This window comes from Alkalimonas mucilaginosa (genome assembly GCF_036327005.1).
GTDB lineage: Bacteria > Pseudomonadota > Gammaproteobacteria > Enterobacterales > Alteromonadaceae > Alkalimonas > Alkalimonas mucilaginosa.
In genome coordinates, this window is sequence record NZ_JAUGZK010000015.1 from 14,771 (window position 1) to 38,130 (window position 23,360).

At 52.8% G+C, this 23,360-nt stretch carries 21 protein-coding genes; 13 read left to right on the forward strand and 8 right to left on the reverse strand.

Translation table 11 applies throughout. From position 1 onward, the window contains the following. Positions 1-91 precede the first annotated feature (91 nt). The 4 genes from QWF21_RS15560 to QWF21_RS15575 are packed head-to-tail and all read right to left on the reverse strand — an operon-like array spanning position 92 to position 6,385. Positions 92-1,189, reverse strand: a complete 1,098-nt coding sequence (locus tag QWF21_RS15560; RefSeq protein ID WP_330088967.1) for a CsiV family protein — start codon at positions 1,187-1,189, stop codon at positions 92-94. Beyond that, positions 1,186-4,668, reverse strand: a complete 3,483-nt coding sequence (gene mfd, locus QWF21_RS15565; RefSeq protein ID WP_330088968.1) for a transcription-repair coupling factor — start codon at positions 4,666-4,668, stop codon at positions 1,186-1,188. The genes QWF21_RS15560 and mfd overlap by 4 nt, the downstream gene beginning before the upstream one ends. Before the next feature lie 22 nt (positions 4,669-4,690). Then, entirely contained in the window at positions 4,691-5,740 is a 1,050-nt protein-coding gene (locus QWF21_RS15570) for an agmatine deiminase family protein (RefSeq protein WP_330088969.1), read from the reverse strand. Between the two features lie 45 nt (positions 5,741-5,785). Further along, on the reverse strand, positions 5,786-6,385 hold the full coding sequence (locus QWF21_RS15575) for a PilZ domain-containing protein (protein WP_330088970.1): 600 nt from the start codon (positions 6,383-6,385) through the stop codon (positions 5,786-5,788). Between QWF21_RS15575 and QWF21_RS15580 the strand changes: the two genes are divergently transcribed. Genes QWF21_RS15580 through QWF21_RS15590 form a run of 3 tightly spaced genes read left to right on the forward strand, consistent with a single transcriptional unit; the run spans position 6,371 to position 9,627 of the window. Next, positions 6,371-7,705, forward strand: a complete 1,335-nt coding sequence (locus QWF21_RS15580; protein ID WP_330088971.1) for a lipoprotein-releasing ABC transporter permease subunit — start codon at positions 6,371-6,373, stop codon at positions 7,703-7,705. The two genes, QWF21_RS15575 and QWF21_RS15580, sit on opposite strands and share 15 nt — an antisense overlap. Further along, positions 7,698-8,381: a lipoprotein-releasing ABC transporter ATP-binding protein LolD gene (lolD, locus tag QWF21_RS15585; protein WP_330088972.1), complete on the forward strand. Its 684-nt coding sequence runs from the start codon at positions 7,698-7,700 to the stop codon at positions 8,379-8,381. Before QWF21_RS15580 ends, lolD begins: the two co-directional genes overlap by 8 nt. Further along, positions 8,374-9,627, forward strand: a complete 1,254-nt coding sequence (locus QWF21_RS15590; protein ID WP_330088973.1) for a lipoprotein-releasing ABC transporter permease subunit — start codon at positions 8,374-8,376, stop codon at positions 9,625-9,627. The genes lolD and QWF21_RS15590 overlap by 8 nt, the downstream gene beginning before the upstream one ends. 44 nt (positions 9,628-9,671) lie before the next feature. Here the strand turns inward: QWF21_RS15590 and QWF21_RS15595 are convergent, their stop codons facing one another. Continuing rightward, positions 9,672-10,199 carry a DUF2062 domain-containing protein gene (locus QWF21_RS15595; protein ID WP_330088974.1) on the reverse strand — a complete coding sequence of 176 codons (528 nt, stop codon included), beginning with the start codon at positions 10,197-10,199 and terminating at the stop codon, positions 9,672-9,674. Positions 10,200-10,263: 64 nt separating this feature from the next. Here QWF21_RS15595 and QWF21_RS15600 point away from each other — a divergent pair, with 64 nt between their 5' ends. The 7 genes from QWF21_RS15600 to tcdA are packed head-to-tail and all read left to right on the forward strand — an operon-like array spanning position 10,264 to position 17,700. After that, positions 10,264-12,477: a DNA internalization-related competence protein ComEC/Rec2 gene (locus QWF21_RS15600; protein WP_330088975.1), complete on the forward strand. Its 2,214-nt coding sequence runs from the start codon at positions 10,264-10,266 to the stop codon at positions 12,475-12,477. 27 nt (positions 12,478-12,504) lie between these two features. Then, on the forward strand, positions 12,505-14,265 hold the full coding sequence (gene msbA / locus QWF21_RS15605) for a lipid A export permease/ATP-binding protein MsbA (RefSeq protein WP_330088976.1): 1,761 nt from the start codon (positions 12,505-12,507) through the stop codon (positions 14,263-14,265). Next, positions 14,262-15,224, forward strand: coding sequence for a tetraacyldisaccharide 4'-kinase (gene lpxK, locus QWF21_RS15610; protein WP_330088977.1), 963 nt, complete (start codon positions 14,262-14,264; stop codon positions 15,222-15,224). Before msbA ends, lpxK begins: the two co-directional genes overlap by 4 nt. Position 15,225: 1 nt before the next feature. Then, complete coding sequence (locus QWF21_RS15615; RefSeq protein ID WP_330088978.1) at positions 15,226-15,429, forward strand: Trm112 family protein; 204 nt, start codon at positions 15,226-15,228, stop codon at positions 15,427-15,429. Beyond that, on the forward strand, positions 15,411-16,178 hold the full coding sequence (gene kdsB / locus QWF21_RS15620) for a 3-deoxy-manno-octulosonate cytidylyltransferase (RefSeq protein ID WP_330088979.1): 768 nt from the start codon (positions 15,411-15,413) through the stop codon (positions 16,176-16,178). The genes QWF21_RS15615 and kdsB overlap by 19 nt, the downstream gene beginning before the upstream one ends. 3 nt (positions 16,179-16,181) lie before the next feature. After that, on the forward strand, positions 16,182-16,877 hold the full coding sequence (locus tag QWF21_RS15625; RefSeq protein WP_407935307.1) for a TIGR01621 family pseudouridine synthase: 696 nt from the start codon (positions 16,182-16,184) through the stop codon (positions 16,875-16,877). Further along, the gene (tcdA, locus tag QWF21_RS15630; RefSeq protein WP_407935306.1) at positions 16,867-17,700 is read left to right on the forward strand and encodes a tRNA cyclic N6-threonylcarbamoyladenosine(37) synthase TcdA; all 834 of its coding nucleotides are present in this window, start codon (positions 16,867-16,869) and stop codon (positions 17,698-17,700) included. Before QWF21_RS15625 ends, tcdA begins: the two co-directional genes overlap by 11 nt. Here the strand turns inward: tcdA and QWF21_RS15635 are convergent. The 3 genes from QWF21_RS15635 to gltA all read right to left on the reverse strand — a co-directional run bounded on the left by QWF21_RS15635 (position 17,697) and on the right by gltA (position 20,478). Beyond that, the gene (locus tag QWF21_RS15635; RefSeq protein WP_330088981.1) at positions 17,697-18,572 is read right to left on the reverse strand and encodes a lipopolysaccharide kinase InaA family protein; all 876 of its coding nucleotides are present in this window, start codon (positions 18,570-18,572) and stop codon (positions 17,697-17,699) included. The genes tcdA and QWF21_RS15635 overlap by 4 nt on opposite strands. Before the next feature lie 67 nt (positions 18,573-18,639). Continuing rightward, a complete protein-coding gene (locus tag QWF21_RS15640) occupies positions 18,640-19,089 on the reverse strand; it encodes a SufE family protein (RefSeq protein WP_330088982.1) in 450 nt (149 codons plus the stop codon). Positions 19,090-19,194: 105 nt separating this feature from the next. Next, entirely contained in the window at positions 19,195-20,478 is a 1,284-nt protein-coding gene (gene gltA, locus QWF21_RS15645) for a citrate synthase (RefSeq protein ID WP_330088983.1), read from the reverse strand. Positions 20,479-20,850: 372 nt separating this feature from the next. On the opposite strand from gltA, the gene sdhC reads away from it, so the two are divergent. The 3 genes from sdhC to sdhA are packed head-to-tail and all read left to right on the forward strand — an operon-like array spanning position 20,851 to position 23,356. Then, positions 20,851-21,228, forward strand: coding sequence for a succinate dehydrogenase, cytochrome b556 subunit (sdhC, locus tag QWF21_RS15650; protein WP_330088984.1), 378 nt, complete (start codon positions 20,851-20,853; stop codon positions 21,226-21,228). Beyond that, positions 21,219-21,584, forward strand: coding sequence for a succinate dehydrogenase, hydrophobic membrane anchor protein (sdhD, locus tag QWF21_RS15655; protein WP_330088985.1), 366 nt, complete (start codon positions 21,219-21,221; stop codon positions 21,582-21,584). The genes sdhC and sdhD overlap by 10 nt, the downstream gene beginning before the upstream one ends. After that, positions 21,584-23,356 (forward strand): succinate dehydrogenase flavoprotein subunit, encoded by a 1,773-nt coding sequence (gene sdhA, locus QWF21_RS15660; protein WP_330088986.1) that lies wholly within the window; start codon positions 21,584-21,586, stop codon positions 23,354-23,356. Before sdhD ends, sdhA begins: the two co-directional genes overlap by 1 nt. The last annotated feature ends 4 nt before the right edge of the window (positions 23,357-23,360 follow it).

Genomic DNA, 23,360 nt, shown 5'->3' on the forward strand with positions numbered 1-23,360 from the left:
GTAAGTCGAAAAATGTTTTGTTTTGTTACGCTCCGTAGGTTAGTTGAAAGTAAACCAGGTGTCAACTTCGGCTTGCGCAACTTTTGAGCGGTTAGTCGGCTGCTTCAGGGGGCTGAAAACGCCGGATTTGCAGGATAATACCCAGTCGCGGGTGGTCAATGTAGTGCATTTCACCACTGATGACACGCCGGCTAAAACGGATGCGGTGCTGGTTGGGGAGCCCTTGCCCGGCTGACGGCTCTCTGAGCAAAAAATCGGTATTTACGAAGAGGTAGTGATCCAGATGCAGCCGGAAAAAGCCATCAAGCTGCCATAGGGGAGCTGTGTCAGACGGCTGTTCTGCGTGGCGATTATCGGCTTGCAACGTGGCGGCAAGGCTGCGGATACCGTCTTGTTGCAGCTGTTGCTGGCGCTGCTCGATGCGCTGCAGCAGATCCGGTTGGCGCAAACTAATCTGGCCTGGTTTAAGAGGGTCTGACATTAACGGGGTTGTGGTGCTCTGCTTGTGATCGGTTTGCAAATTTCGTCCGGCATACCAGCGGCTGGGGATACTACGACGCTCGGTGACCGGTGCCTGGCGAAAACCAGTGTGCAGCAGTAGCTCCAGATCTGGCTGGCGTTGCAACTGATTGGCAATATCAGCCAACTGCAAAGCTTCGCGGGCCAGCAAGTAAGGTGCGGCCTGATGCTGTTGCCGGCCAGAAGGACGCAGTGCCAGGCGTTCAGGCATTGGCAAACTGTCTATCCATTGTGGTGAAGCAAACAACGGCTGTTGCCAAAGTGCTGGTTGCGGCTCAAAAATGCAGACAAAATCGGTTTGGCTATAGTGAAAACGAGGCATAAACTGCAGCAGCTGTTTGGCCGGATCTTCGGCGAATGTATCGGCTGCTATCGGGTTGTTGTGGGCTGGGCAGAGCTCGAGTTGGCGCAACAGTGGCTGAATATCTGCCTGATAGAAAGGCTTCAGGATGTCAAAGAAGCGGTTTGGCAGTTCTGGCTGAGCAGAGGTTTCAAACGACTCCAACAGAGCTGAGTCTGGCTGACGCTGAAAAATAATCATTTCCACTTCAAACCAGCGATTCCCTGAAACAACCCGCTCTGCGGCAATCTCTGTTGCCTGGGCCGGCATCAGCAAGAGGCCAATAAGGCTGATTGGGCTTAACAAGTTGATGAAAGGGTTCCGTTTCATGCATGCTCCGTCTGATGGCTGGCGAAATTGTGCAGCAATTGCTGAATATAGCTGAGTCTGGCCTGACTATCGGTTAAATCTGCAGTAAAGCGCAGCTTTTGTCCACCTTCCAGTTTGAACTCACGACTTTTGGTTTGGATCAATTCAATAATATAGCTGGGCGCGACTCTGGTTTGTTCCATAAACTCTAAAGTACCGCCTTTGGCACTGGCTTCAATCCGTTTTATGCCCAGGGTCTGAGCCTGCAACTTAAAGGTCGAAACAGTGACCAGATTTTTGCTGGCATCGGGTAATAATCCGAAACGGTCGATTAACTCGACCTGAACTTCATCCAGTTCCTGTTCGCTTTTGGCCGAAGCCAGCTTTTTGTAAAACGACAGCCGCATGCTCACATCGGGGATGTAATCATCTGGCAGCAAGGCCGGAATACGCAGCTCAATCTCAGTCTGCTGACTAAGCAGGTGGTCCAGCGACGGCTCTTTGCCGGATTTCAGTGCCTCTACCGCTTGCTCCAGCATATCCATGTACAGATTAAAGCCAACCGACTCTATCTGGCCGCTTTGTTCACTGCCCAGCAGTTCACCAGCGCCACGAATTTCCAGATCGTGGGTAGCCAGGGTAAAGCCGGCGCCTAAGTCTTCCAGGCTGGCAATGGCATCCAGCCGTTTGACCGCATCCGGGGTTAATCGTTTTACCGGTGGTGTTAGCAGATAGGTATAGGCCTGGTGGTGCGAACGGCCAACCCGTCCGCGCAGTTGGTGCAGTTGTGCCAGGCCAAATTTATCGGCTCTGTTGATGATCATGGTGTTGGCGGTAGGTACATCAATGCCGGTTTCTACGATGGTGGAGCAGAGCAGCAGGTTAAAACGCTGGTGGTAAAAATCCGCCATGATGCGCTCCAGCTCACGCTCGCGCATCTGACCATGGGCAATCGCAATACGGGCTTCGGGCAGCAGGCTTGCCAGCTCTTCGGCCATGTTTTCAATGGTGGCCACATCGTTGTGCAGAAAATACACCTGGCCACCGCGCATAATTTCCCGCAGCACGGCTTCGCGGATCAGGGTATCGTCGAATTCACGGACAAAGGTTTTCACCGCCAGCCGTTTGGCTGGTGGTGTGGCGATAATGGATAAATCGCGCATGCCCGACAGTGACATATTCAGTGTACGAGGAATGGGGGTGGCGGTCAGGGTTAAAATATCAATGTTGGCTCTGAGCGCTTTGATTTTGTCTTTTTGCTTGACGCCAAAGCGGTGCTCTTCATCCACGATTAGCAGGCCAAGGTTGGCAAAACGGATGTCGTCTTGCAACAATTTATGGGTGCCAATCAGTATATCTACTTTGCCATTAGCAGCGTCTTCCAGTACTTGCTTTTGCTGCTTGGGGCTGACGAAGCGCGAAATCACTTCTACCCGCACTGGCCAGTTGGCAAAGCGGTCCCGGAAGTTTTCGTAATGTTGTTGCGCCAGCAAGGTAGTAGGTACCAGTATGGCCACCTGGTGGCGGTCGTGCACTGCGACAAAAGCAGCCCGCATCGCCACTTCGGTTTTACCAAAGCCTACATCGCCACAGACCAGTCTATCCATGGCTTTGGCTTGCTGCATGTCGCCAAGTACCGCGGCAATGGCATCGATTTGATCGGCGGTTTCTTCAAATGGAAAGCTGTCGGCGAAGGCAGCGTATTCACCAGCATCCAATTGAAAAGCGTAGCCGGTTTGTGCTGCGCGTTGGGCATAGATATCCAACAGCTCTGCTGCCACATCCCGTACTTTTTCGGCCGCTTTTTTGCGTGCCCGCTCCCAGGCATCGGTACCCAATTTATGCCATGGGGCCAGCTCCGGTTCGGAACCACTGTAGCGGCTAAGTAGATGCAAGGAGGCTACCGGGACATAGAGCTTGCTGCCCCCGGCGTATTCAATGGTGACAAATTCTGCCGTGATGCCGCCGGCATCCAGCACTTGCAAGCCCTGGTAACGACCAATGCCGTGCTGCAAATGCACCACCGGCTGGCCTGGACTAAGCTCTGCCAGATTCCGGATGATGGTATCTGCCGAGACTTGCTGGCTGCGTTTTTGTCGCCGGCGTTGACTGATTTTCTGACCAAACAGCTCATTTTCGCTGATCAGAGCCAGTGGCTTGTCGTCGTTGAGCAGGATGCCTTGTTCCAGTTGACCCACCAGAATGCCAAGATCCTGCTGGCTGGAAATAAAGGCATCCAGACTGTCAAATTGTGGCAGGCTGATCTGAATGGTTTTAAGCAGCTGCAGCAGGCTTTCACGCCGGCCTTCACTTTCAACACAGAACAGCGCCTGGCCCTGCTGCTGTTTTAGCTGCAGTAAAAAGTCTTTCAGTTGTTGCAGCGGCTGTTTGTGTTGATGGGCAATTCCGAGTTCTGGCAACAACTGGCATGGTGCATTACCAGTGCCCATTTTTTGCGGCAGGCTGGCGGCAGACAGCTTGATACGACTAAAGCGTTTCAGTTGACGAAAGAGTTGATCCACCGGCTGGTACAGCTGCTCTGGTGGCAGCAAGGGCCGTAATGGATCCACGCCACGGTCCTGATAGCGTTTGTTCAGTTCCCGCCAGAATTTGTCGGCACTGTGTTCCAGATCACCAAGCAGCAGGCAGGTGCAATCGGTGGGCAAAAAATCAAACAGCGTGGCGGTACTGTCACTGAACAGCGGGAGGTAGTATTCGATCCCTGCCGGGAAGACGCCCTTACTGACTTGCTGATACAGCGACTCTGGCTCGGTGCGGGCAGTAAACTGTTGACGGTACTGGCTGCGAAAGCGTTCTATGGCCGTCTGATCGGTTGGAAACTCATGCGCTGGCAGCAGCTCTATCTGGTTTACTTTTTCCAGCGTGCGCTGGCTGTCCGGATCGAACAGCCGGATCCCATCAATTTCATCGTCAAAAAAGTCGATACGATAAGGCAGGGCGCTGCCCATCGGGTAGAGATCCAGTAGCGAGCCGCGAGCCGAGAACTCACCATGTTCCATCACTTGCTCGACCGCACGGTAACCCACAGCCGTGAGTTGTTGTTTCAGCTGCACCAAGTCCAGTTGCTGGCCGGTCTGGACCAGCAAGCTGTGCTGGTTCAGGTAGGCCGGGCTGCAGACCCGAAGCAACAGGGTGTTGACCGGCACTATCACCATGGCTTGTTGCTGCCTTGGCAGTTGATACAGCGTACGCAGCCGCTGGGAGATGATATCCTGATGCGGTGAAAACACATCGTAGGGCAGTGTTTCCCAGTCCGGGAAGCTGAGCAGGTTGAGCTCTGGCCCGGCAAAAACCCGCAACTCTTGTTCCAGCCGTAAGGCCGTGGGCGTATCCGGTACCACCAGCAAGTAGACTTTGGCGTCTTGTTGGGCTTGCTTGCTCAGCAGCAAGGGCAGGCTGGCACCCAGCAACTGTCCCCACTGGATCAAATCGCCTTGCTGTTTCAGCTGAGGCAGCGTCTTTAAAATGGAAGCTATCATGAATTAGACTAGGATCTCATGGTTAAATGCTGCGGTGCAACACACCTGCAGGCAATTGCATGGTGACACAGTGCAGGCTGCCGTATTGGTGGATCAGTGGCAGGCAGTGTACACCAATCACCTGATGCTGTGGGTAAGCACGCTGAATTTGTGCTAAGGCCACGGTATCCTGACTGTCGTGGTAAGTTGGTACCAATACGGCATCGTTCATAATCAGATAATTGGCATAACTGGCCGGCAGGCGCTCACCATCGGCGTTGAATTTGGCGGCGGGCCAGGGCAATGGGATCAGGTGGTACGGTTTGCCATCGAGCGTTTTGAAATCGGTCAGCTCATGCGCCATGGCTTGCAGCTCCCGAAAGTGTTCGTCTTTCGGATCATCACAGCTTACATAGACCAAGGTATCGTCCGGCGCAAAACGTACCAGGGTATCAATGTGGGCATCGGTATCATCGCCGGCCAGATAGCCATGCTCCAACCACAGCACCCGTTGCATACCCAGCTGCTGACACAGCTGTTGTTCAATCTCGGCCTGGTTGAGTTCTGGATTGCGGTTGGGGTTGAGCAAGCATTTTTTTGTGACCAGCAGGCTGCCTTTGCCATCGGATTCAATGCCGCCACCTTCCAGCACCAGCTCCACTTTGCGCTTGGGGATATCGGCTATGCAGTCAGCCTGAAACAGCTGCTGATTGATGTTGTTATCCAGATTGGCTGCAAATTTATCGCCCCAGGCAGTAAAGGTGAAATCCAGCAGGCATGGCTTGCCGTTTTTATCCAGCACGGTAATAGGGCCGTGATCGCGTGCCCAGGTGTCGTTGCAAGGTGCCTGCACCAGGTGAATGCGACCGGCGGGTACGGCGAGTTCGGCTACTATTGCTTCGACCTGCCGCTGTACCTGCGCATCGTGGCAGATAATGACCAATTGCTGCCGGCTGGCAATTTCTTTGGTCAATTGGCGGTATACTTCTGTTACTTCAGCCAGCATCGGAGCCCAGTCGGTGGCGCTGTGCGGCCAGGTCAGCATAATGGCATCTTGTTTGGCCCATTCAGCCGGTAGTGAATAATCGGACACCTTGATTCTTTCCTTTCTGTTACGAGCGATTTGCTGGTAAGCGAATTATCGGTCGCGCTGTTCTTTTTTCAGTTTCAGTTGCCGGGTTTGCTCATGCAGGCTGGCCCGTACAATGAGTTCCTGATCCAATTCGCGGATATGGCGGTACACCACATCCACTTGCCATTCGTCGCTATTTGCAACAGGCCTGGACTCCAGCACCTGGCCCAGGCAAAACACTGCGCCTTCGCCGTGCGCCAGAAATATTTTCAGCTGCAGCCAGTCACCGGTTGCTAATGCCTGTTTGCTTTGCAAACACAGGCCCGAGCCACCATAACTAAGGGTGTGGTAGCGGTACTCGGCCTGATCCTGCTGTTGCAGAATGTAATGCATCATCATGTCGACTTTTTTTGCCAACTGCTGCAAATAACGGCTGAGCTCATCGGCAGCATCCCCTAAACGGGACAGGTTGCGAATGGATGAGCTGTTTAGTTGTACCATCTCGCTGGCAAGACGAAACGGCTCTGGCATCAGTGCCAGAAAGTCGTCTTCCGTCAAAGTGTCGCCGTCGCCCGGATAGGGTTGGGCGTTGAGGGCAATGCTGTGCTCAATTTGAAAATAGTCTGCAAAGTCTTCTTTGAGCCGGGCTAGTTGTGCTGGATCCATGCGGTTGCCTGTTTTCCGGATGCTGAACAAGAGTTTGTCTGGTACTATGTCGCTCACTTTACCACTTTACGACGACATTGTCCTGAAGATCCGATACCGTCTATGCAGCTACCAGTCAGCTTGTGGATCGGCCTGCGTTACAGCCAGAGCCGCAAAGGAAATGCGATTATTTCCTTTATTACGTTGTTTTCTATTGCCGGGATTTTTCTCGGTGTCATGGCATTGACGATCGTCAGCTCGGTGATGAACGGCTTTGAAGCTGAGCTAAAAAAGCGCATTCTGGGTGTATTGCCCCATCTGATAGTGCAGCCGGATGGTCAGAGTGCCGAAAACTGGCAAGCACAGCTGCAACAGGATTATCCCGGTATTGTCCAGATCAGCCCTTTTATTCAGGCTGAGGCAATGGTGCAGTCACCCAGGCAATTGATGCCGGTGCAGTTGCAAGGCGTGGATGTAGAGCAACTGCCAGACTTTATGGCACAAAGTCTGGTACGGGGACAGTGGCAGCAATTGGCGCAGCAGCGTTTTCCTATCGTGCTTGGCCGTCAGTTGGCCGATGAGCTCGAGGTCGGGCTGGGCGACTCGCTGCGTTTATCGTTAGCACAAGGCGGTAGTTATACACCGCTCGGCTGGATGCCGCGACAACGTCTGTTTCAGGTGGTCGGGTTGCTGGAAACCGGTTCAGAGCTGGATCAGGTGTTAGCGGTGGTTCAGTTGGATGCCTTGCAGCGGTTGGTGCAGCAACCCGGCACTGACAAGCCGGACTCCATTCAATGGCGAATTCAGTTGCAAGACCCTTTTGCTGCACCGGCCTTTGGTGCCCAGCTTATTCGGGATGGTCATTTCCAGGCGGTCCAGGACTGGCGGCAAAGTCATGGCAAATTATTTGCTGCTGTGGCGATGGAAAAGGCCATGATGTGGCTCCTGTTGTTGCTGATAGTCGCGGTAGCTGCTTTTAATATTGTCTCGGCCTTGGTGATGATGGTGACGGAAAAGCAAGCCGAAGTCGCCATTTTAAAAACTCAAGGCATGCAGAATCATCAACTCTTTACCATTTTTGCAGTGCAAGGCATGAGCAATGGGGTGCTGGGTGCTGTGCTGGGTGCCATTGCCGGTGTGTTGCTAAGTGGCTCTATCAATGCTTTGTTGGCGCTGTTTGGTTTGCAAATTGCAGGCGGTATTGAGCTGCCGGTGTTGATGAAAGGGTCGCAAATCCTTGTTATTGTGTGCAGTGCCTTGCTGTTGACCTTTCTGGCCGTGTTGTATCCGGCCTGGCGGGCAGTGCAGATCCAACCTGCGGAAGTATTGCGTGATGAATAAAGTATTAGAAGGGCGCCAACTGGTAAAAGCATTCCGGGACGGATCTTACCGCACACCAGTGCTCAATGGCGTTAGTATCCAGTTGGAAGCCGGCACTATGGTGGCCATTGTGGGTAGCTCAGGTTCGGGCAAAAGCACTTTGTTGCATCTGCTTGGGATGCTGGAGCAGCCCGATAGTGGCAGTCTGTGCTTGATGGGAAAGGATGTGGGCTCATTATCTGAGCGCGAGAAAGCCAGCTTGCGTAATCTGCATCTGGGCTTTATTTACCAGTTCCATCATTTGCTGATGGACTTTACTGCGCTGGAAAATGTCGCCATGCCACTGCGCATTCGCGGTGAGTCTGAAGCGGTGGCCAGGCAGGCAGCAAAAAGTATGTTAGAGCGGGTTGGTTTGGCGCACCGTTTAACGCATCGGCCTGCCGAGCTGAGTGGTGGTGAGCGGCAGCGGGTAGCGATTGCGCGGGCTCTGGTTGCCAAGCCGGCACTGGTGCTGGCGGATGAGCCGACTGGGAACCTGGATCATCAGACGGCTGAATCAATTTATGCATTACTGCGTGAGCTCAATCTGCAGCTTGGCACCAGTTTTGTTATTGTGACCCATGATCAGCAATTGGCGGCTAAATGTGATCGCTATTATTTAATGCAGGATGGCTTGCTGGAGCAGCCTGATGCGTAATGCATGGTTTCAATCCTTGTCCTGGCAACTGGCACGAAGATACCGCCGCACCCGCCACAGCAATGCCTTTATCCGTTTTATTTCGGCCTCTTCTACCCTGGGGATAGGTCTTGGCGTGGCGGTGATGATCCTGGCTTTGTCGGTGATGAATGGCTTTGAGCAGGCCTTGAAAGACCGGCTGTTGGCGGTGATCCCGCATATTGAGCTGCAGTCGGTCGACGGACAAATCCTTGACTGGCCGATGAAGCTGGAGCGCATGGCGGAGCATCCGGCGGTGACTGCTGCTGCACCTTACATTAAAAGTAATGGCATCTTACGGCAGGGACAGCAGGTGAAAGGGGCGGCTGTGCGTGGTGTCTTGCTGGCGGAAGAGCAGGGCATTACCGATTTTTCCCGTTACGTGCACGCAGGAACACTGGATGCATTGCCTGACGATAGCATCATTCTGGGGCGGGGGCTGGCCGAGGCTTTGCAACTGGATGTCGGTGATCAGGTGCAGCTGATGTTACCGCAATTTAATCCGGATGGCCGGCTGGCGCGCAGTCAGACGGTGGTGTTGACCGTATCGGCCATCATTCAGGTTGGCGGGCAGCTGGATTATCAGCAAGCCTGGGTGGCGATGCCTGCTTTGGCTTCCTGGCTGCTGATGCCAGCCGACAGCGTGCATGGCTTTGCCTTTCAATTAAACGACCTGTTCGCTGCCCCCAGGGTAGCCCAGCAACTGGGCAGCTGGTCGCATGATTATGTGTATCTACAGGACTGGATGCGGACCCAGGGCCATTTGTATCAGGATATTCAGATGGTACGCAGTATTGTTTACCTGGTACTGGCGCTGGTGATAGCCGTGGCCTGTTTTAATATTGTCGCTACTTTGGTGATGGCGGTGCGGGAGAAAGAGTCCGATATCGCCATCTTACTGACCATGGGACTGGCACCCGGTGCCGTGATCCGAACCTTTATGTGGTTGGGGTGGCTCAATGGCTTGATTGGTACCAGCGTGGGCGCTCTGACCGGCTGGTTGCTGAGCCGTTACATCGAGCCGTTGTTTTATTTGTTTTCCAGACTAAGCGGTAAAAGCTTTCTGGATCCCAGTATTTATTTTATCGACTTTGTACCGTCGGTATTTTTGTGGCGTGATCTTATCTGGACGGTCAGTATTGCGCTTAGCTTAAGCCTGGTGGCAACTTTGTACCCGGCCTGGCGTGCCAGTCGGGTACAGCCTGCCAGAGTGCTGGGGCAGAAGTAAGCTTGATTTCGTTGCTGCAGCAACGCGCAGTTGTCGCTGCTCAACTACTTGGTGTTATTCCCATTTCCATTACGGCGGTCACGTTGTGCCCGCCGGATCGAGAGTACCCAGAGCCAGTCAATTAAGAAGTAGCCAACAATGCTGGCGGTAGTCCCCATCAGCAAACATCCCAATAGAAATGGTTTTCCGATAGTTGCCATGCTGCTAGCCAGCCATTCGATACTGGCCTCAAAGGCAAAAGGTTCCAGCGGTGCTGCCAGCACGGCACTGCCCACCAGGTAGCAAAGGTAAAACATCACCGGCATGGTCAGCGGATTCGATAACCAGACACAACCCACTGCCAGCGGTAAATTAACCCGCAGCGGTATAGCAACTGCGGCTGAAGCGACCATCTGGAACGGCATAGGCATCCAGGCCCAGAACAGGCCAATAGCAATGGCTCCGCGGGCTGAGCGGCGATTTAAATGCCAAAGATTGGCATCGTGCAACAAGGTGCCGAAAATTTGCAGCGCCTTACTTTGACGAATTACCTCTGGATTTGGCAGGTATTTTCGAATAGTCTTCTTTGGCATTACAACTCATTTACTCAAAGTAAACATGATGGCTCTGGGGTTGGGAATACTGTTTGGTTGCCTATTGTCGCTATTTTTACCGGCAGTGCCACCTTTTTTTGTATTTTTGCTTCTGTTGCTCAGTGTAGCATTTTTCGGCTGGCAGCGCTGTTGGTTTTGCCTTGGTGCGGCTTTGTATCTGCTCAGTTGGCACTGGACGGTCTGGCACCATCAGCAGGCGTCTTTACAGTTATTACAGACCGCTGCCACCCAAGTAGAAGGACGGATTGCAACTATACCACGCTATTTTGATACTTCTGCTCAGTTTGAGCTGGTGTTGCTGCAGGGGCCGGCTGCTGGCTATCGGGTTCAGGTGCGCTGGTACAATGCGCCAGAGCAGCTGGCTGCCGGTCAGGTATGGCAATTACCTGTTCAGCTCAGTGCAATCCGGGATGAGGCCAGCCGGGCAGGCTACTCAGCACAGCGTCAGGCTTTGATCCGCCAGCAGTTAGCCCGGGCCAGTGTCCGCACAGAGCAGCCAGCCATGTTACTTGGGAATCGCATTGCCCTGCGTCAGCGACTGTACGCACAGTTTTGGCAAGCAACCAGGTCACTCGATAGCCAGGCCCTGTTGCTGGCGCTTACCTTTGGTGAGCGTTCTTTTTCACAGAACTTGTGGCAAGGACTGCAGCATGCCTCCCTGGGCCATTTAATGGCAATTTCCGGGCTTCATATTGGCCTGGTGTTTGGCTGGTGCTATTGGCTGTTACTGCCCTTGCGCTGGATTGGGCTGGATCCTATTTGGCAACAACGAGTGCGACTGCTACTCGCTTTGATGGCCGCTTTGGTTTATGCCTGGTTGGCTGGTTTTGCGATCCCAACGGTGCGGGCCTTACTGGCACTGACGTTGTTGGTGTTGTACAACTGGTACTGGCAACGATTGACCTATCATCGCTTTTGGCTGCTATTGGTTGCTCTGTTGCTCTTGTGGCAGCCGATGTGGGCTTTAAGCCAGAGCTTCTGGTTGTCGGTAGTGGCCGTTGGATTCATTTTTATCTATCTATGGTGTTTTGCCCCGGCTGGCTCAGGGAGCTGGGTGCGTCTGAAGCAACTCCTGGGCTTCCATGTATTTATGACCTTTTGCATGATACCCGTCACATTGCTGTTTTTTGGCGGCTTCTCGCTGTTTGCACTGATATCAAATCTGTTGTTTGTGCCCTGGTGTTCTTTGGTGGCCATCCCGGCATTGCTGATGACTGCTTTATTGCAGAGTATGCAGCCGGAATGGGCCGCAGGGCTGTGGCCCTGGATGGATAAGTTGTTTCTGCCTTTGCTCTGGTGGCTGGAGTGGGCCGCTGATCAATCCTGGTTTTGGTGGCAACGGCCTGAGATGCCGTTTTGGTTGTTGCTGGCGGCGGCGATGAGCCTGTTGATGCTGTTACTGGTTCGCCGTGTCGCTATCGCCTTGCTGGTGGTGTTGGCTTTTATTCCGTTCTTTGCTGCCGTACAACAGCCGCAGGGCTGGCGCTTGCATCTGCTGGATGTGGGGGCAGGTCAGGCTATTGTGCTGCAGTATCAGCAGCATGCCTTGCTGTATGATGCCGGACCTGGCTGGGGCGATAGCAGTGCCACCGAACGGTTGATTTTACCTTATTTGCAGAGCATTGGTATCAAGCAGCTGCATTACTTGGTGTTAAGTCAGCAGCAGGCGGGATCGCTTGGGCACTGGCCAGTGCTGCGGGAGCATTATCCCAGGCTGCAAGTCTATACCGATGTGCCTACGGCACATCATTCGAAAGGTTGCGCCCAGTTGCCTATGCAGTTTTATACTGCAGAGCTGGTGGTTCTGCAGGACAGCACTCTGCATGCTGGTGAGCAGGCTCCGTCCTGTGTGATCTTACTTGAGGTGGAAGGATGGCGCATTCTGTTGCCCGGCGCTATGCGGCTAGCGGATGAGCAGCGTTTGTTGCGGCAGTATCCAGAGTTAACGGTAGATATGCTGTTATTGTCCGGGCAGGGGCGGGATACTGCCAGCGGCCTGGACTTTTTGATGCAGCTGCAACCCCGGCTGGCATTGAGCAGCCATGGCCAGCGTGGTCGTGTGCCTGCTCCTGCAGCAGCAGTCCAGTTGCGGCTGGATGCGCTGGAGATCCCACTCCTAAGCACGGCACAGCTTGGCACGATTCAGATAGCCATTGCCCCTGATTCTGTGCAAATATATAGCAAACGAGCCACCCGGCTACCATTTTGGCTGGATTCTATGCAACTAACTGCTGTGCCTCCATCGCAGAGACGTTAGAATGTCAGCAACGATACAATCAGGATTATGAATTTGCATATCAGTGATATTTCGAACAAAACATCCCAACGACTGTTGGGTTATTTAAAGCCGTATCGTATTGGCTTTGTCCTGGCTATGCTCGGGATGGTGGGTTACGCCCTGGTGGATGTTGGCTTTATTTCCATGCTGCAGCCTTTTATTGATGATGGCATTGAAGGGAAAGATGCTGATTTTCTGAAATATGCTCCGCTGTTTATAATCGTGATGTTTTTATTTCGTGGTGCGTCGCATTTTATTGCCACCTACTGCCTGAGCTGGGTTGGAGCCAATATTGTCAAAGATATGCGGCAGCAACTGTTTGAGCATCTGATGCGCTTGCCGGTGTCGTTCCATGATAAACACTCTACCGGCGATATGATTTCCAAAATTACTTACGATACCGAGCAACTGAAACAGGCGACTTCCAAGGCGCTTATTGTGCTGATCCGGGAAGGGGCCTTTGTGTTTGGCTTAATTGGCCTGATGTTTTGGCATAGCTGGCAGTTGTCGCTGATTTTCCTGTTAATAGCGCCTATCATTGCGATTATCGTGGGCTTTGTATCCAAACGATTCCGTAAAATCAGCAATCGTATTCAAACAGCGATGGGCCAGGTGACGACCTGCTCGGAACAGATGTTGAATGGCCATAAAGTTATTTTATCTTTCGGTGGCCAGGCCATTGAGAAAGAACGCTTTTCCAGGGTTAATAATGTAACCCGTCAGCAGGATGTGAAGCTGGAGTCGGCCAAAGCCATGAGCACCGGGGTGGTGCAATTGATTGCCTCTTTTGCACTGGCATTTGTTCTTTTTCTGGCCAGTCAGCCGGCGATGCTGGAAAGCTTGACCGCCGGTAAGTTTACGCTGATTGTATCGGCCATGGTGATGTTACTAAGGCCTTTGAAACAATTGACCACGGTCAATGGTGATTTCCAGCGTGGTCTGGCAGCGGCCAATAGCGTGTTCCGGATCCTGGATCAAATACCCGAGCAGGACACCGGCAGTCGAGAGCTGGGAAGAATATCCGGGCATATCCGCTTTGATCATGTTGATTTCAGTTACCCGGGGCATGAAGAAAAGCAAGTGCTGAAAGATATTACCTTTGAAGTCATGCCAGGCCAGACCGTAGCCCTGGTTGGACGCTCCGGTAGTGGTAAAACCACCATTTCCAGTTTGCTGCCGCGTTTTTATGAAATCGAGAAAGGCCGCATCCTGCTGGATGATATCTCCGTTAAAAGTTGCACTTTAAGTTCGCTGCGTGAACAAATGGCCATTGTTTCTCAGCACGTGACTTTGTTTAACGACAGCATTGCCAACAACATTATGTATGGTCTGGAGCAGCCGGTCAGTGAAGAGCGGCTATTGGATGTGGCAGAAAAAGCGCATGTGCTGGAGTTTTCCAGCCAGATGAAAGATGGGCTTAATACCATCATTGGGGAAAATGGTGTTTCACTCAGTGGTGGCCAACGTCAGCGAATAGCGATTGCCCGTGCTTTGCTGCGTCAGGCGCCCATCTTAATCCTGGATGAGGCTACCTCGGCGCTCGATACTGAGTCGGAACGAAAAATTCAGGCGGCACTGGATGAGCTGCTCAAAGGGCGTACCAACATTGTGATTGCGCACCGCTTATCCACCATTGAAAATGCCGATCAAATTCTGGTGATGGATCAAGGCCAAATTATTGAGCGGGGCAATCACGCCAGTCTGCTGGCCAAGGATGGAGCCTATGCCCAGCTGTACAAGATGCAATTTGGTTCCAAACCGGCATGAGCTGGCTGGAGCGCGGCTGGTATCGGTCTGCCTGGTGGTGTTGGCTGCTGTGGCCGCTAAGCTGGCTCTTTGCTGGTGTGACGGCGTTAAGGCGCTTTGCTTACCGACAAGGCTGGCTTGCCAGTGAGGCCTTGCCTGTTCCTGTGATTGTGGTGGGCAACATCAGTGTCGGGGGGACTGGTAAAACCCCTTTTACCCTGTGGCTGTGCCACTGGTTGCAGCAACAAGGGTATAAACCAGGCATTATCAGCCGCGGCTATGGCGCAAAGATCCGATACCCAACACAAGTGACACCAGATGCGAATGCCAACGAGGTGGGTGACGAACCGCTGCTGTTGGCGCAACGCTCAGGTTGCCCGGTGGTGGTTTGTCCGGATCGTGTCGCTGCCGGTCACTTTCTGCTGGAGCAGCAGGACTGCGATATTATTATCAGTGATGATGGCTTGCAGCATTACCGCATGCAGCGCGCTGTTGAAATCGTTTTGATCGACGGCCAGCGAGGGCTTGGTAACCAGTTGCTGTTACCAGCCGGTCCATTGCGTGAGCCGGTTAGCAGGTTGCAGGGGGTCGATTTGGTGATTGCCAATAGCGGATCGCATGCCCTGGCAACGGGCCAGATGCAGTTGCAGGTGACTGCTGCTACAGCGTTATTGGATCAACAACCACTGACCGCCGATGCGGTGCATTTATTGGCTGCGATTGGCAACCCGCGCCGTTTTGAGCGGACGGCCAGGGACGCAGGTTATCAGGTGTTGCAGTGCTTTTTTTTCCCGGACCATCATGCATACAGTGCGGCGGAATTGGCATCCCTGCCGGTTCCGCTTCTCATGACAGAAAAAGATGCGGTAAAATGCCGCCCATTTGCCCGGGCTGGCTGGTATCAGTTGCAGGTTGCAGCGGTACCTGAGCCTGAGGTTGTACAGAAACTGTCCGCCCTGTTGGCGGCATTACGGAGCTGATATGAGCTTACCCGTTGCTTTAACAGAAATTCTGGCTTGCCCGCTGTGTAAAGGAAAGTTGAAATACAGTGCGAAGCAAGCGGAATTAATTTGTACCTTTGATAAGCTGGCATTTCCTGTACACGACCAGGTGCCGGTGATGCTGGAGACAGAAGCCCGTCAGTTGACCGCAGAGGAACTGGAAGCATGGACTTCATCGTCGTAATACCTGCCCGCTATGCCAGTAGCCGTTTGCCAGGGAAGCCTTTGGCAGACATCGCTGGCATGAGCATGATTGAGCGTGTCTATCGGCAGGCACTGGCCAGTGGGGCCAGCCGGGTGGTCGTTGCTACCGATGATCAGCGGGTCTTTGCAGCGGTGCAGTCTTTTGGTGGCGATGTCTGCATGACGCAAGCTGACCATAGCTCTGGCACTGAGCGGCTGGCCGAAGTCGTTCAACAACTTGCGTTAGCTGACGATGCTGTGGTGGTCAATGTGCAAGGGGATGAACCTTTTATTCCTGCCCGGATCATTCATCAGGTGGCGACTAACCTGGTAAACCAACAACTGGCTGAAATGGCAACTTTGGCGGTTGCTATTGAAGATCAGGCTGAGCTGGCAAACCCGAATACTGTAAAAGTGGTCTGTGATCAGCAAGGCTATGCGTTGTATTTTAGCCGGGCTTGTATCCCTTTTGACCGGGACGCCCAGTTTAGCAGTCAACTGGCATTGCATTATCGCCGGCATATTGGCATTTATGCATACCGTGCAGGCTTTATCCGCCGCTATATCAATTGGCCGGCTTCGGTATTGGAGCAGCTTGAGTCACTGGAGCAGTTACGGGTGCTTTGGTATGGTGAAAAAATCCATGTGGCACTGGCGCTGGAGTATCCACCCCATGGTGTGGATACTCCCGATGATCTGGCGGCCGCACGGGCTTTTTGCCAGTCGTTGGCTCAGCAGCAGAGAGATTGAATTATTCTAACCTTGTTAAAAGACCACCCGGACTGGCTGGCGCTGCATAAGCCGGCCGGGATCAGTTTTCATTCTGAGTCGGGAGCGGGCCTGGTGGTGCAGGCTGAGCAGCAGCTTGGTCTGAAACTGTACCCGGTGCATCGATTGGATAAAATGACATCCGGTATCTTGTTGCTGGCTAAATCATCTTCGGCGGCTGCTGAGCTTGCCGCTAAATTCCGGCTACAGCAGATGGAAAAGTACTATCTGGCACTGAGCGATCGTAAGCCAAAGCGCAAGCAAGGCTGGGTGAAAGGCGATATGGTGAAAGCCCGGCGAGGTGCCTGGAAGCTACTGGCCAGCCAGCAGCAGCCAGCTGTGACCTATTTTATCAGTCAGGGAGCAGCCGCGACTGGTAGCCGGCTCTTTCTGCTGAAACCCTGGACTGGCAAGACGCACCAGATACGGGTGGCCCTGAAGAGCCTGGGCAGTCCTATTCTTGGTGATGAGCTCTATGGCGGCAGCCCGGCTGATCGGGGCTATCTGCATGCTTATGCGCTCTGTTTCGACTGGCAAGGTCAACGCATCGAGTTACTCTGTACACCGCAACAGGGAGATGCTTTTGCCCGGCAGACGTTACCCTGGCTAACTCCCTGGCAATTGAGTTGGCCATCTTTCCAACAACCAACAACAAGAGTGAGTGATTCAGGTGGCAAATAAGCTTCCGGCTGAAACGACAGCTAGACAGATCCGGGATGAGCAGCGTTTTGCAGGCATAGCGCGCCTGTACGGCGTGAAGGCCCTGGCGCATTTTCAACAGGCGCATGTTTGTGTGATTGGTATTGGTGGTGTTGGGAGTTGGGCCGCAGAAGCTCTGGTACGCTCTGGCGTGGGTCGTATTACTCTGATTGACCTGGATGACATTTGCGTAAGCAATACCAACCGGCAATTGCATACGACCTGTGACACCATAGGGCGTGATAAAGTTGCAGTGATGGCGGAACGTCTGCGGGCTATCTGGCCTGGTTGTCTGGTCAATGAGGTCTCAGATTTTATCAGTAAAGACAATCTGTTCGAGCTTATCACTCCGGATATGGATTATGTGGTAGATGCCATCGACTCGGTGGCAGCTAAAGTGGCGTTGCTGGCGCATTGTAAGCGGCAGAAAATCCCAGTGATTTGTACCGGTGGAGCTGGCGGCCAGCTTGATCCAACGCAAATTCAGGTGGCTGATTTGACGCAAACGACCAACGATCCCTTGTTGGCCAAAGTGCGCAATACCTTGCGCCGGGATTACCAATACAGCCGTAACCCCAAGCGCCGCTATGGCATTGATTGCGTGTATTCGACCGAGCAGCTGAAATACCCACAGCCTGATGGCACCGTCTGTCAGCAAAAACAAACAACGGCTGGCCCTATGCGGTTGGATTGCAGCGGTGGCTTTGGAGCTGCTACTGTGGTAACTGCCAGCTTTGGTATGGCCGCGGTGGCACGACTGCTGCAAAAGCTGGCGAAAAAGGCACAGAACGAATCACAAAACTAATCAATGTGATTGGCCAGAGTAAAGCATAGCCCTAAGGTTGTAAGCAGCAACCAGCGAAGCCGGCTGCGTCGACGCGCCTCAGGGCTGCGCAGATAACGAAGCATGAAATAAGCCTGGCGCACATCTTTCCCTGCTATTGGCGATAGCAGATGCACCAATCGATACAGGACCCACATCCGATCAACCAGCTGCACGCTCTGCTGCCAGATATGCTGTGGTGCATGGGTTTTGTAGCACAGAATGGCCTGAGTAATTAAGCCGCTATCTGCTGGCAGATAACGGTACAAACCATGAATAAAAACCAGCACATCGCGAATTTGGCATTGCTCATTGGTTAGTACTTTAGCCGGATCTTCTTCAAAATCTAAAAAGCAAATACGCTCACCATCCCAGGCCATATCGCGCAGTGCAGGGCGGCCATGCCAACGGCCTGCCTGATGCAAATCCGCCAGAGCTTTCGCTGCAGCCAGTAAAATCGTGGATTTTTCCTGCTCGCTGCAATCAGGGCTTAATAACCACTGTTTTAACGAGGGCCCGGCATCTGCCAGTGCAATCCAATCTGCTTCGGCGGCGATTAATTTCGGCACAGGGACACCTAAATCACTGAGATGTTGCAGCCGTTTGGCTTCCTCTTGAATAGCGACAACTCCGGCCGGAGCCTGGGTAGGAATGTAGAGTGGGTTATTGCTGATTCGGGCGATGCAAGACGCTAGCCAGCGCCAACGTGGGGATGCATGGTATTCCGCTCGTTTCACCCAGACGGTCTGGCCTTCGAACTGGCAGCTAAAGGTGCGGGCGGATTGTTCTGCAATCTGCTGGCGCAGTGGTTGCAGCAGAGGTTGCTGAGAGTGTGAGGGGGGTTGAGAGGACATGCAGCATGCTCCGAATGGAATCTATCATCGGCAGATTATAGCAAAAAAGCTGAATGCAAGCTGAACTTTAACTTGACTGTATTTTTTTTAACCTTTGAATAACAGCTGTCAGACCCTTGGCTCTGGACTGACTAAGATGTTGTGTCAGGTGCAGGCGTTGCAGGCAGTGCTCCAACTTGGTTTCTTTGAGCTCAGCTGTAGACATGCCATTGATTTGGCACAATAAAACAGCAAGCAAAGCTTTAACAATACGTGCATCCGACTCAAAAATAAAGAAGTGTTTGTCGCTGGCACCATCGTGATAGTGCAGCAGCCAGGCCCGGCTTTCGCAGCCAGAAATTATCGCACTGGCAGGGCGATGCTCTTCAGGGATGGATGGGAGTTGTTTTGCCAGTTGCATCAGTTGCCGGTAGCGCTCCTGCCAATGTCCTTGCTGCGCCAGCTCCGGCAGTTGCTGCTGGACATGCTGCAAGGCTGTGGTGGTAGTTTCAAGGGTGCTGGCAAGATGAAAGGACATAGCTACTCCGGTGTGCTGTCTTAACAGGGCAACAGTCTATGATAATGCGTGTGGAAAGTAAAAAGCGACCCGAAGGTCGCTTTGCAACTAGTGTAAGCGAAGCGCTTAACGCTGATTGATGCTTTTTAAATCACGGCTGGTGTAGCCGGTATACAGCTGGCGAGGACGGCCGATTTTATGGCCTTTCTCGCTTAGCATCTCATCCCAGTGTGAGATCCAGCCTACAGTGCGCGACATAGCGAAGATGACAGTGAACATGCTGGTTGGAATGCCGATGGCTTTTAAGATAATACCGCTGTAGAAATCGACGTTCGGGTACAGCTTTTTCTCGATGAAGTACGGATCTTCCAGCGCGATGCGTTCCAGCTCCATTGCCACATCCAGCAGCGGATCCTTGATGTTCAGTTCTTTCAATACTTCATGACAGGTTTCCCGCATCACTTTGGCGCGTGGGTCAAAGTTTTTGTACACACGGTGACCAAAGCCCATCAGACGGAAGGCGTCGTTTTTGTCTTTGGCGCGCGCGACGAATTCAGGAATGCGCTCAACCGAGCCGATCTCCTGCAGCATCTTCAGACAGGCTTCGTTGGCACCACCATGGGCCGGGCCCCACAACGAGGCAACACCCGCGGCGATACAGGCGTATGGGTTGGCACCTGAGGAACCAGCCAGACGTACTGTGGAAGTGGATGCATTTTGTTCATGGTCGGCGTGCAACATAAAGATGCGGTCCATGGCTTTAGCCAGTACCGGGCTCACTTTATAGTCTTCTGCTGGCACTGAGAACATCATATGCAGGAAGTTTTCGGCGTAGCTCAGTTCGTTGCGTGGATATACAAAAGGTTGACCGACGGTGTATTTGTAGGCCATGGCCGAGATGGTCGGTAACTTGGCAATCAAGCGGTGAGCGCTGCGTTTACGCTGCTCTGGGTCATTGATATCAAGGTCTGAGTGGTAAAAAGACGACAAAGCACCAACCACACCACAGAGCATAGCCATGGGGTGGGCATCTACCCGAAAGCCCTGGAAGAACGAGGCGATTTTTTCGTGCACCATGGTATGGCGTGTAATGGTGTTTTCGAACTGGTCGTACTGCGCTTGATTCGGTAATTCACCTTCCAGCAGCAGATAACACAATTCCAGATAATTGGATTGTTCCGCCAATTGTTCAATAGGGTAACCCCGATGCAGCAGCACGCCTTTGTCACCGTCAATATAGGTAATTTTTGATTCACAGGATCCGGTCGACATAAAACCAGGATCAAAGGTGAAGTACCCATGCTGACCCAAGGCGCGAACGTCAATTACGTCGGTGCCAGCCGTACCTGAATAGATAGGCAACTCGAACGATGTCTCATCGATCTGCACGACGGCTTTCTTATCTGCCATTGGATTTCTCCTATTAATTGATTAAGTATCAGAAGAGGGATGCTGCAGCTATTCTAACTGCAAATCCACCCCAAAAGTCAATTTTAATGCGTTTTTGTGCAATAAGTATACGACTCTGGTCGTATTGCAGTGCCAAGCGGTTTATGGCACCGTGCCGGCACAGGATTTTTTCCTGTTAAACCAAACAAAAATTGTAATAACCAGGCATGAAATATATACTATTGCCGGTGCTGAAACAGTTCACCATCCTCAGTAATTTCAGCTGAACCAGCTTGGGTTTCCTGCAGTATATGCTGAGGGTGATGACTGATTATTCAGTTCTTCAATAATCACAACTAAAGCTCGTGTACGGGCGTCGATGGACAAGAAACTGTGAAAAAGCAAAGACCTGTAAACCTCGACCTGACCACAATTTCACTTCCTGCCTCTGGCAAAGCCTCTATCCTGCATCGTATCACCGGCGTGGCAATGTTTATTGCCCTGATTCTGGTTGTATGGGCCTGGGCCGTCTCGTTGTCTTCTGCGGAAGGCTTTGAGCTGGTGAAATCTGTGTTGACCTCTCACTTCGCTAAATTCCTGGCCTGGGGCACCATCACGGTGCTGCTGTATCACCTGATTGGTGGTATTCGTCATATGGTAATGGATTTAGGCTACTGGGAAGAGTTGTCTTCTGGCAACACCAGTGCGCGTGTGGCCATTGGCCTGTGGATTGTATTAGCTGTTCTGGCCGGAGGTTGGTTATGGTTCTGAATCAAGCATCCCTGAAACGTGATGGCGTGCAGGATTATGTGTCTATTCGTGCGACCGCGACTGTGCTCGGTTTGTACGTCCTTTTTATTCTGGGTTTCTTTTTGGTCACGCCAGAAGTTACCTACGAAGTGTGGAACAACCTGTTTGCTCAGCTTTGGATGAAAGTCTTTACGCTTCTTGCGCTGATCTCAGTTGCCATTCATGCCCGCATCGGCTTGTGGCAGGTGGTCACTGACTACATCAAAAATGCTCAGTTGCGTGCTCTGGTGCAGTTTATCGTGAGTGTAATGGCATTTAGCTATGTTGCTGTCGGTCTCTTTGTGTTGTGGGGCCTTAAAGTTGTGGGAGCAGAGTAATGAGTATTCCAGTTCGTGAGTTTGATGCCATTGTCATTGGCGCTGGTGGTGCTGGTATGCGTGCCGCCTTACAGATTACCCAGTCCGGTTTAACCTGTGCCTTGCTATCGAAAGTTTTTCCAACCCGCTCGCACACAGTATCTGCCCAGGGTGGTATTACCGTTGCGTTAGGCAACTCCCACCCGGATAACTGGGAATGGCACATGTTCGATACCGTCAAAGGCTCCGATTACATCGGTGATCAGGACGCGATCGAGTATATGTGTAAAACTGGCCCTGAGGCCATTACCGAATTAGAGAACATGGGCCTGCCATTCTCCCGTTTTGAAAACGGCCGGGTCTATCAGCGTCCTTTTGGCGGCCAGTCGAAGAACTTCGGTGGCGAGCAGGCCGCTCGTACTGCTGCAGCAGCTGACCGCACCGGCCATGCCTTGTTGCATTTGCTGTACCAGCAAAACGTCAAAAACCGCACTCAGGTGTTCAGTGAGTGGTATGCGCTGGACCTGGTGAAAAATCAGGATGGTGCTGTGGTGGGTTGTACCGCCATTGATATCGAAACCGGCGAAATCGTTTACTTTAAAGCCCGTGCTACTGTGCTGGCGACCGGTGGTGCCGGCCGTATTTATGCATCGACCACCAATGCGCACATCAATACTGGTGATGGCGTAGGGATGGCACTGCGTGCTGGTGTGCCACTGCAGGATATGGAAATGTGGCAGTTCCACCCAACCGGTATTGCCGGTGCTGGTACGCTAGTCACTGAAGGGTGTCGTGGTGAAGGTGGTTACCTGCTGAATAAAGATGGTGAGCGCTTTATGGAGCGTTACGCGCCGAATGCTAAAGATCTGGCAGGCCGTGATGTGGTTGCCCGCTCGATGATGACTGAAATTCGTGAAGGTCGCGGTTGCGATGGCCCTTGGGGCGTGCACATTAAACTGAAGCTGGATCACTTAGGCGAAGAGGTGCTGGAAAGCCGCCTGCCTGGTATTTGTGAGCTGTCGCGGACTTTTGCCCACGTTGATCCGGTGAAAGAACCGATCCCGGTGATCCCAACCTGCCACTACATGATGGGTGGTATTCCAACCAACGTGAATGGCCAGGTTATTAAGCCAACGGCTGATGGTCATGACGCCATTGTGCCGGGCTTGTTTGCCTGTGGTGAAATTGCTTGTGTCTCGGTACATGGCGCCAACCGTCTCGGCGGCAACTCGCTGCTGGATCTGGTGGTGTTTGGCCGTGCGACTGGTCTGCACCTGGGTGAAGCACTGGCTGCTACCTCTGAAGGTCGTGCCGCTTCCGAGTCGGATTTGGATGCTGCCCTGGCACGGACCCGTCGCTGGGAAGACAGCAAGCCAGGCCAGGGTGAAGACCCGGTGCAAATTAAGAAAGACCTGCAGAACTGCATGCAGCTGAACTTCTCGGTATTCCGTGAAGGCGAAGCTATGGCAGAAGGTTTGCAAGAGCTGAAAACCATCCGTGAGCGCTTAAAGTTCGCCCGTTTGGATGATAAGAGCTCGGACTTCAATACTCAGCGTATTGAATGTCTGGAGCTGGATAACCTGATGGAAACGGCATACTCTACCGCTGTTGCAGCAAACTTCCGTACCGAGAGCCGTGGTGCTCATGCGCGCTTTGACTTCCCGGATCGCGACGATGAAAACTGGTTGTGTCACAGTGTGTACAGCCCGGAGACTGAGTCGATGTTTAAGCGGCAAGTCAATCTGGAGCCGAAGTTCCGTGAAGCTTTCCCACCCAAAGCGCGTACTTACTAAGAGG

Coding starts and splice junctions, on each gene's coding strand:
- QWF21_RS15560 (WP_330088967.1), bottom strand. CDS start 1,189: ATGAAACGGAACCCTTTCATCAACTTGTTAAGCCCAATCAGCCTTATT.
- mfd (WP_330088968.1), bottom strand. CDS start 4,668: ATGATAGCTTCCATTTTAAAGACGCTGCCTCAGCTGAAACAGCAAGGC.
- QWF21_RS15575 (WP_330088970.1), bottom strand. CDS start 6,385: ATGGATCCAGCACAACTAGCCCGGCTCAAAGAAGACTTTGCAGACTAT.
- lolD (WP_330088972.1), top strand. CDS start 7,698: ATGAATAAAGTATTAGAAGGGCGCCAACTGGTAAAAGCATTCCGGGAC.
- QWF21_RS15590 (WP_330088973.1), top strand. CDS start 8,374: ATGCGTAATGCATGGTTTCAATCCTTGTCCTGGCAACTGGCACGAAGA.
- QWF21_RS15595 (WP_330088974.1), bottom strand. CDS start 10,199: ATGCCAAAGAAGACTATTCGAAAATACCTGCCAAATCCAGAGGTAATT.
- msbA (WP_330088976.1), top strand. CDS start 12,505: ATGAATTTGCATATCAGTGATATTTCGAACAAAACATCCCAACGACTG.
- lpxK (WP_330088977.1), top strand. CDS start 14,262: ATGAGCTGGCTGGAGCGCGGCTGGTATCGGTCTGCCTGGTGGTGTTGG.
- QWF21_RS15615 (WP_330088978.1), top strand. CDS start 15,226: ATGAGCTTACCCGTTGCTTTAACAGAAATTCTGGCTTGCCCGCTGTGT.
- kdsB (WP_330088979.1), top strand. CDS start 15,411: ATGGACTTCATCGTCGTAATACCTGCCCGCTATGCCAGTAGCCGTTTG.
- QWF21_RS15635 (WP_330088981.1), bottom strand. CDS start 18,572: ATGTCCTCTCAACCCCCCTCACACTCTCAGCAACCTCTGCTGCAACCA.
- QWF21_RS15640 (WP_330088982.1), bottom strand. CDS start 19,089: ATGTCCTTTCATCTTGCCAGCACCCTTGAAACTACCACCACAGCCTTG.
- gltA (WP_330088983.1), bottom strand. CDS start 20,478: ATGGCAGATAAGAAAGCCGTCGTGCAGATCGATGAGACATCGTTCGAG.
- sdhD (WP_330088985.1), top strand. CDS start 21,219: ATGGTTCTGAATCAAGCATCCCTGAAACGTGATGGCGTGCAGGATTAT.
- sdhA (WP_330088986.1), top strand. CDS start 21,584: ATGAGTATTCCAGTTCGTGAGTTTGATGCCATTGTCATTGGCGCTGGT.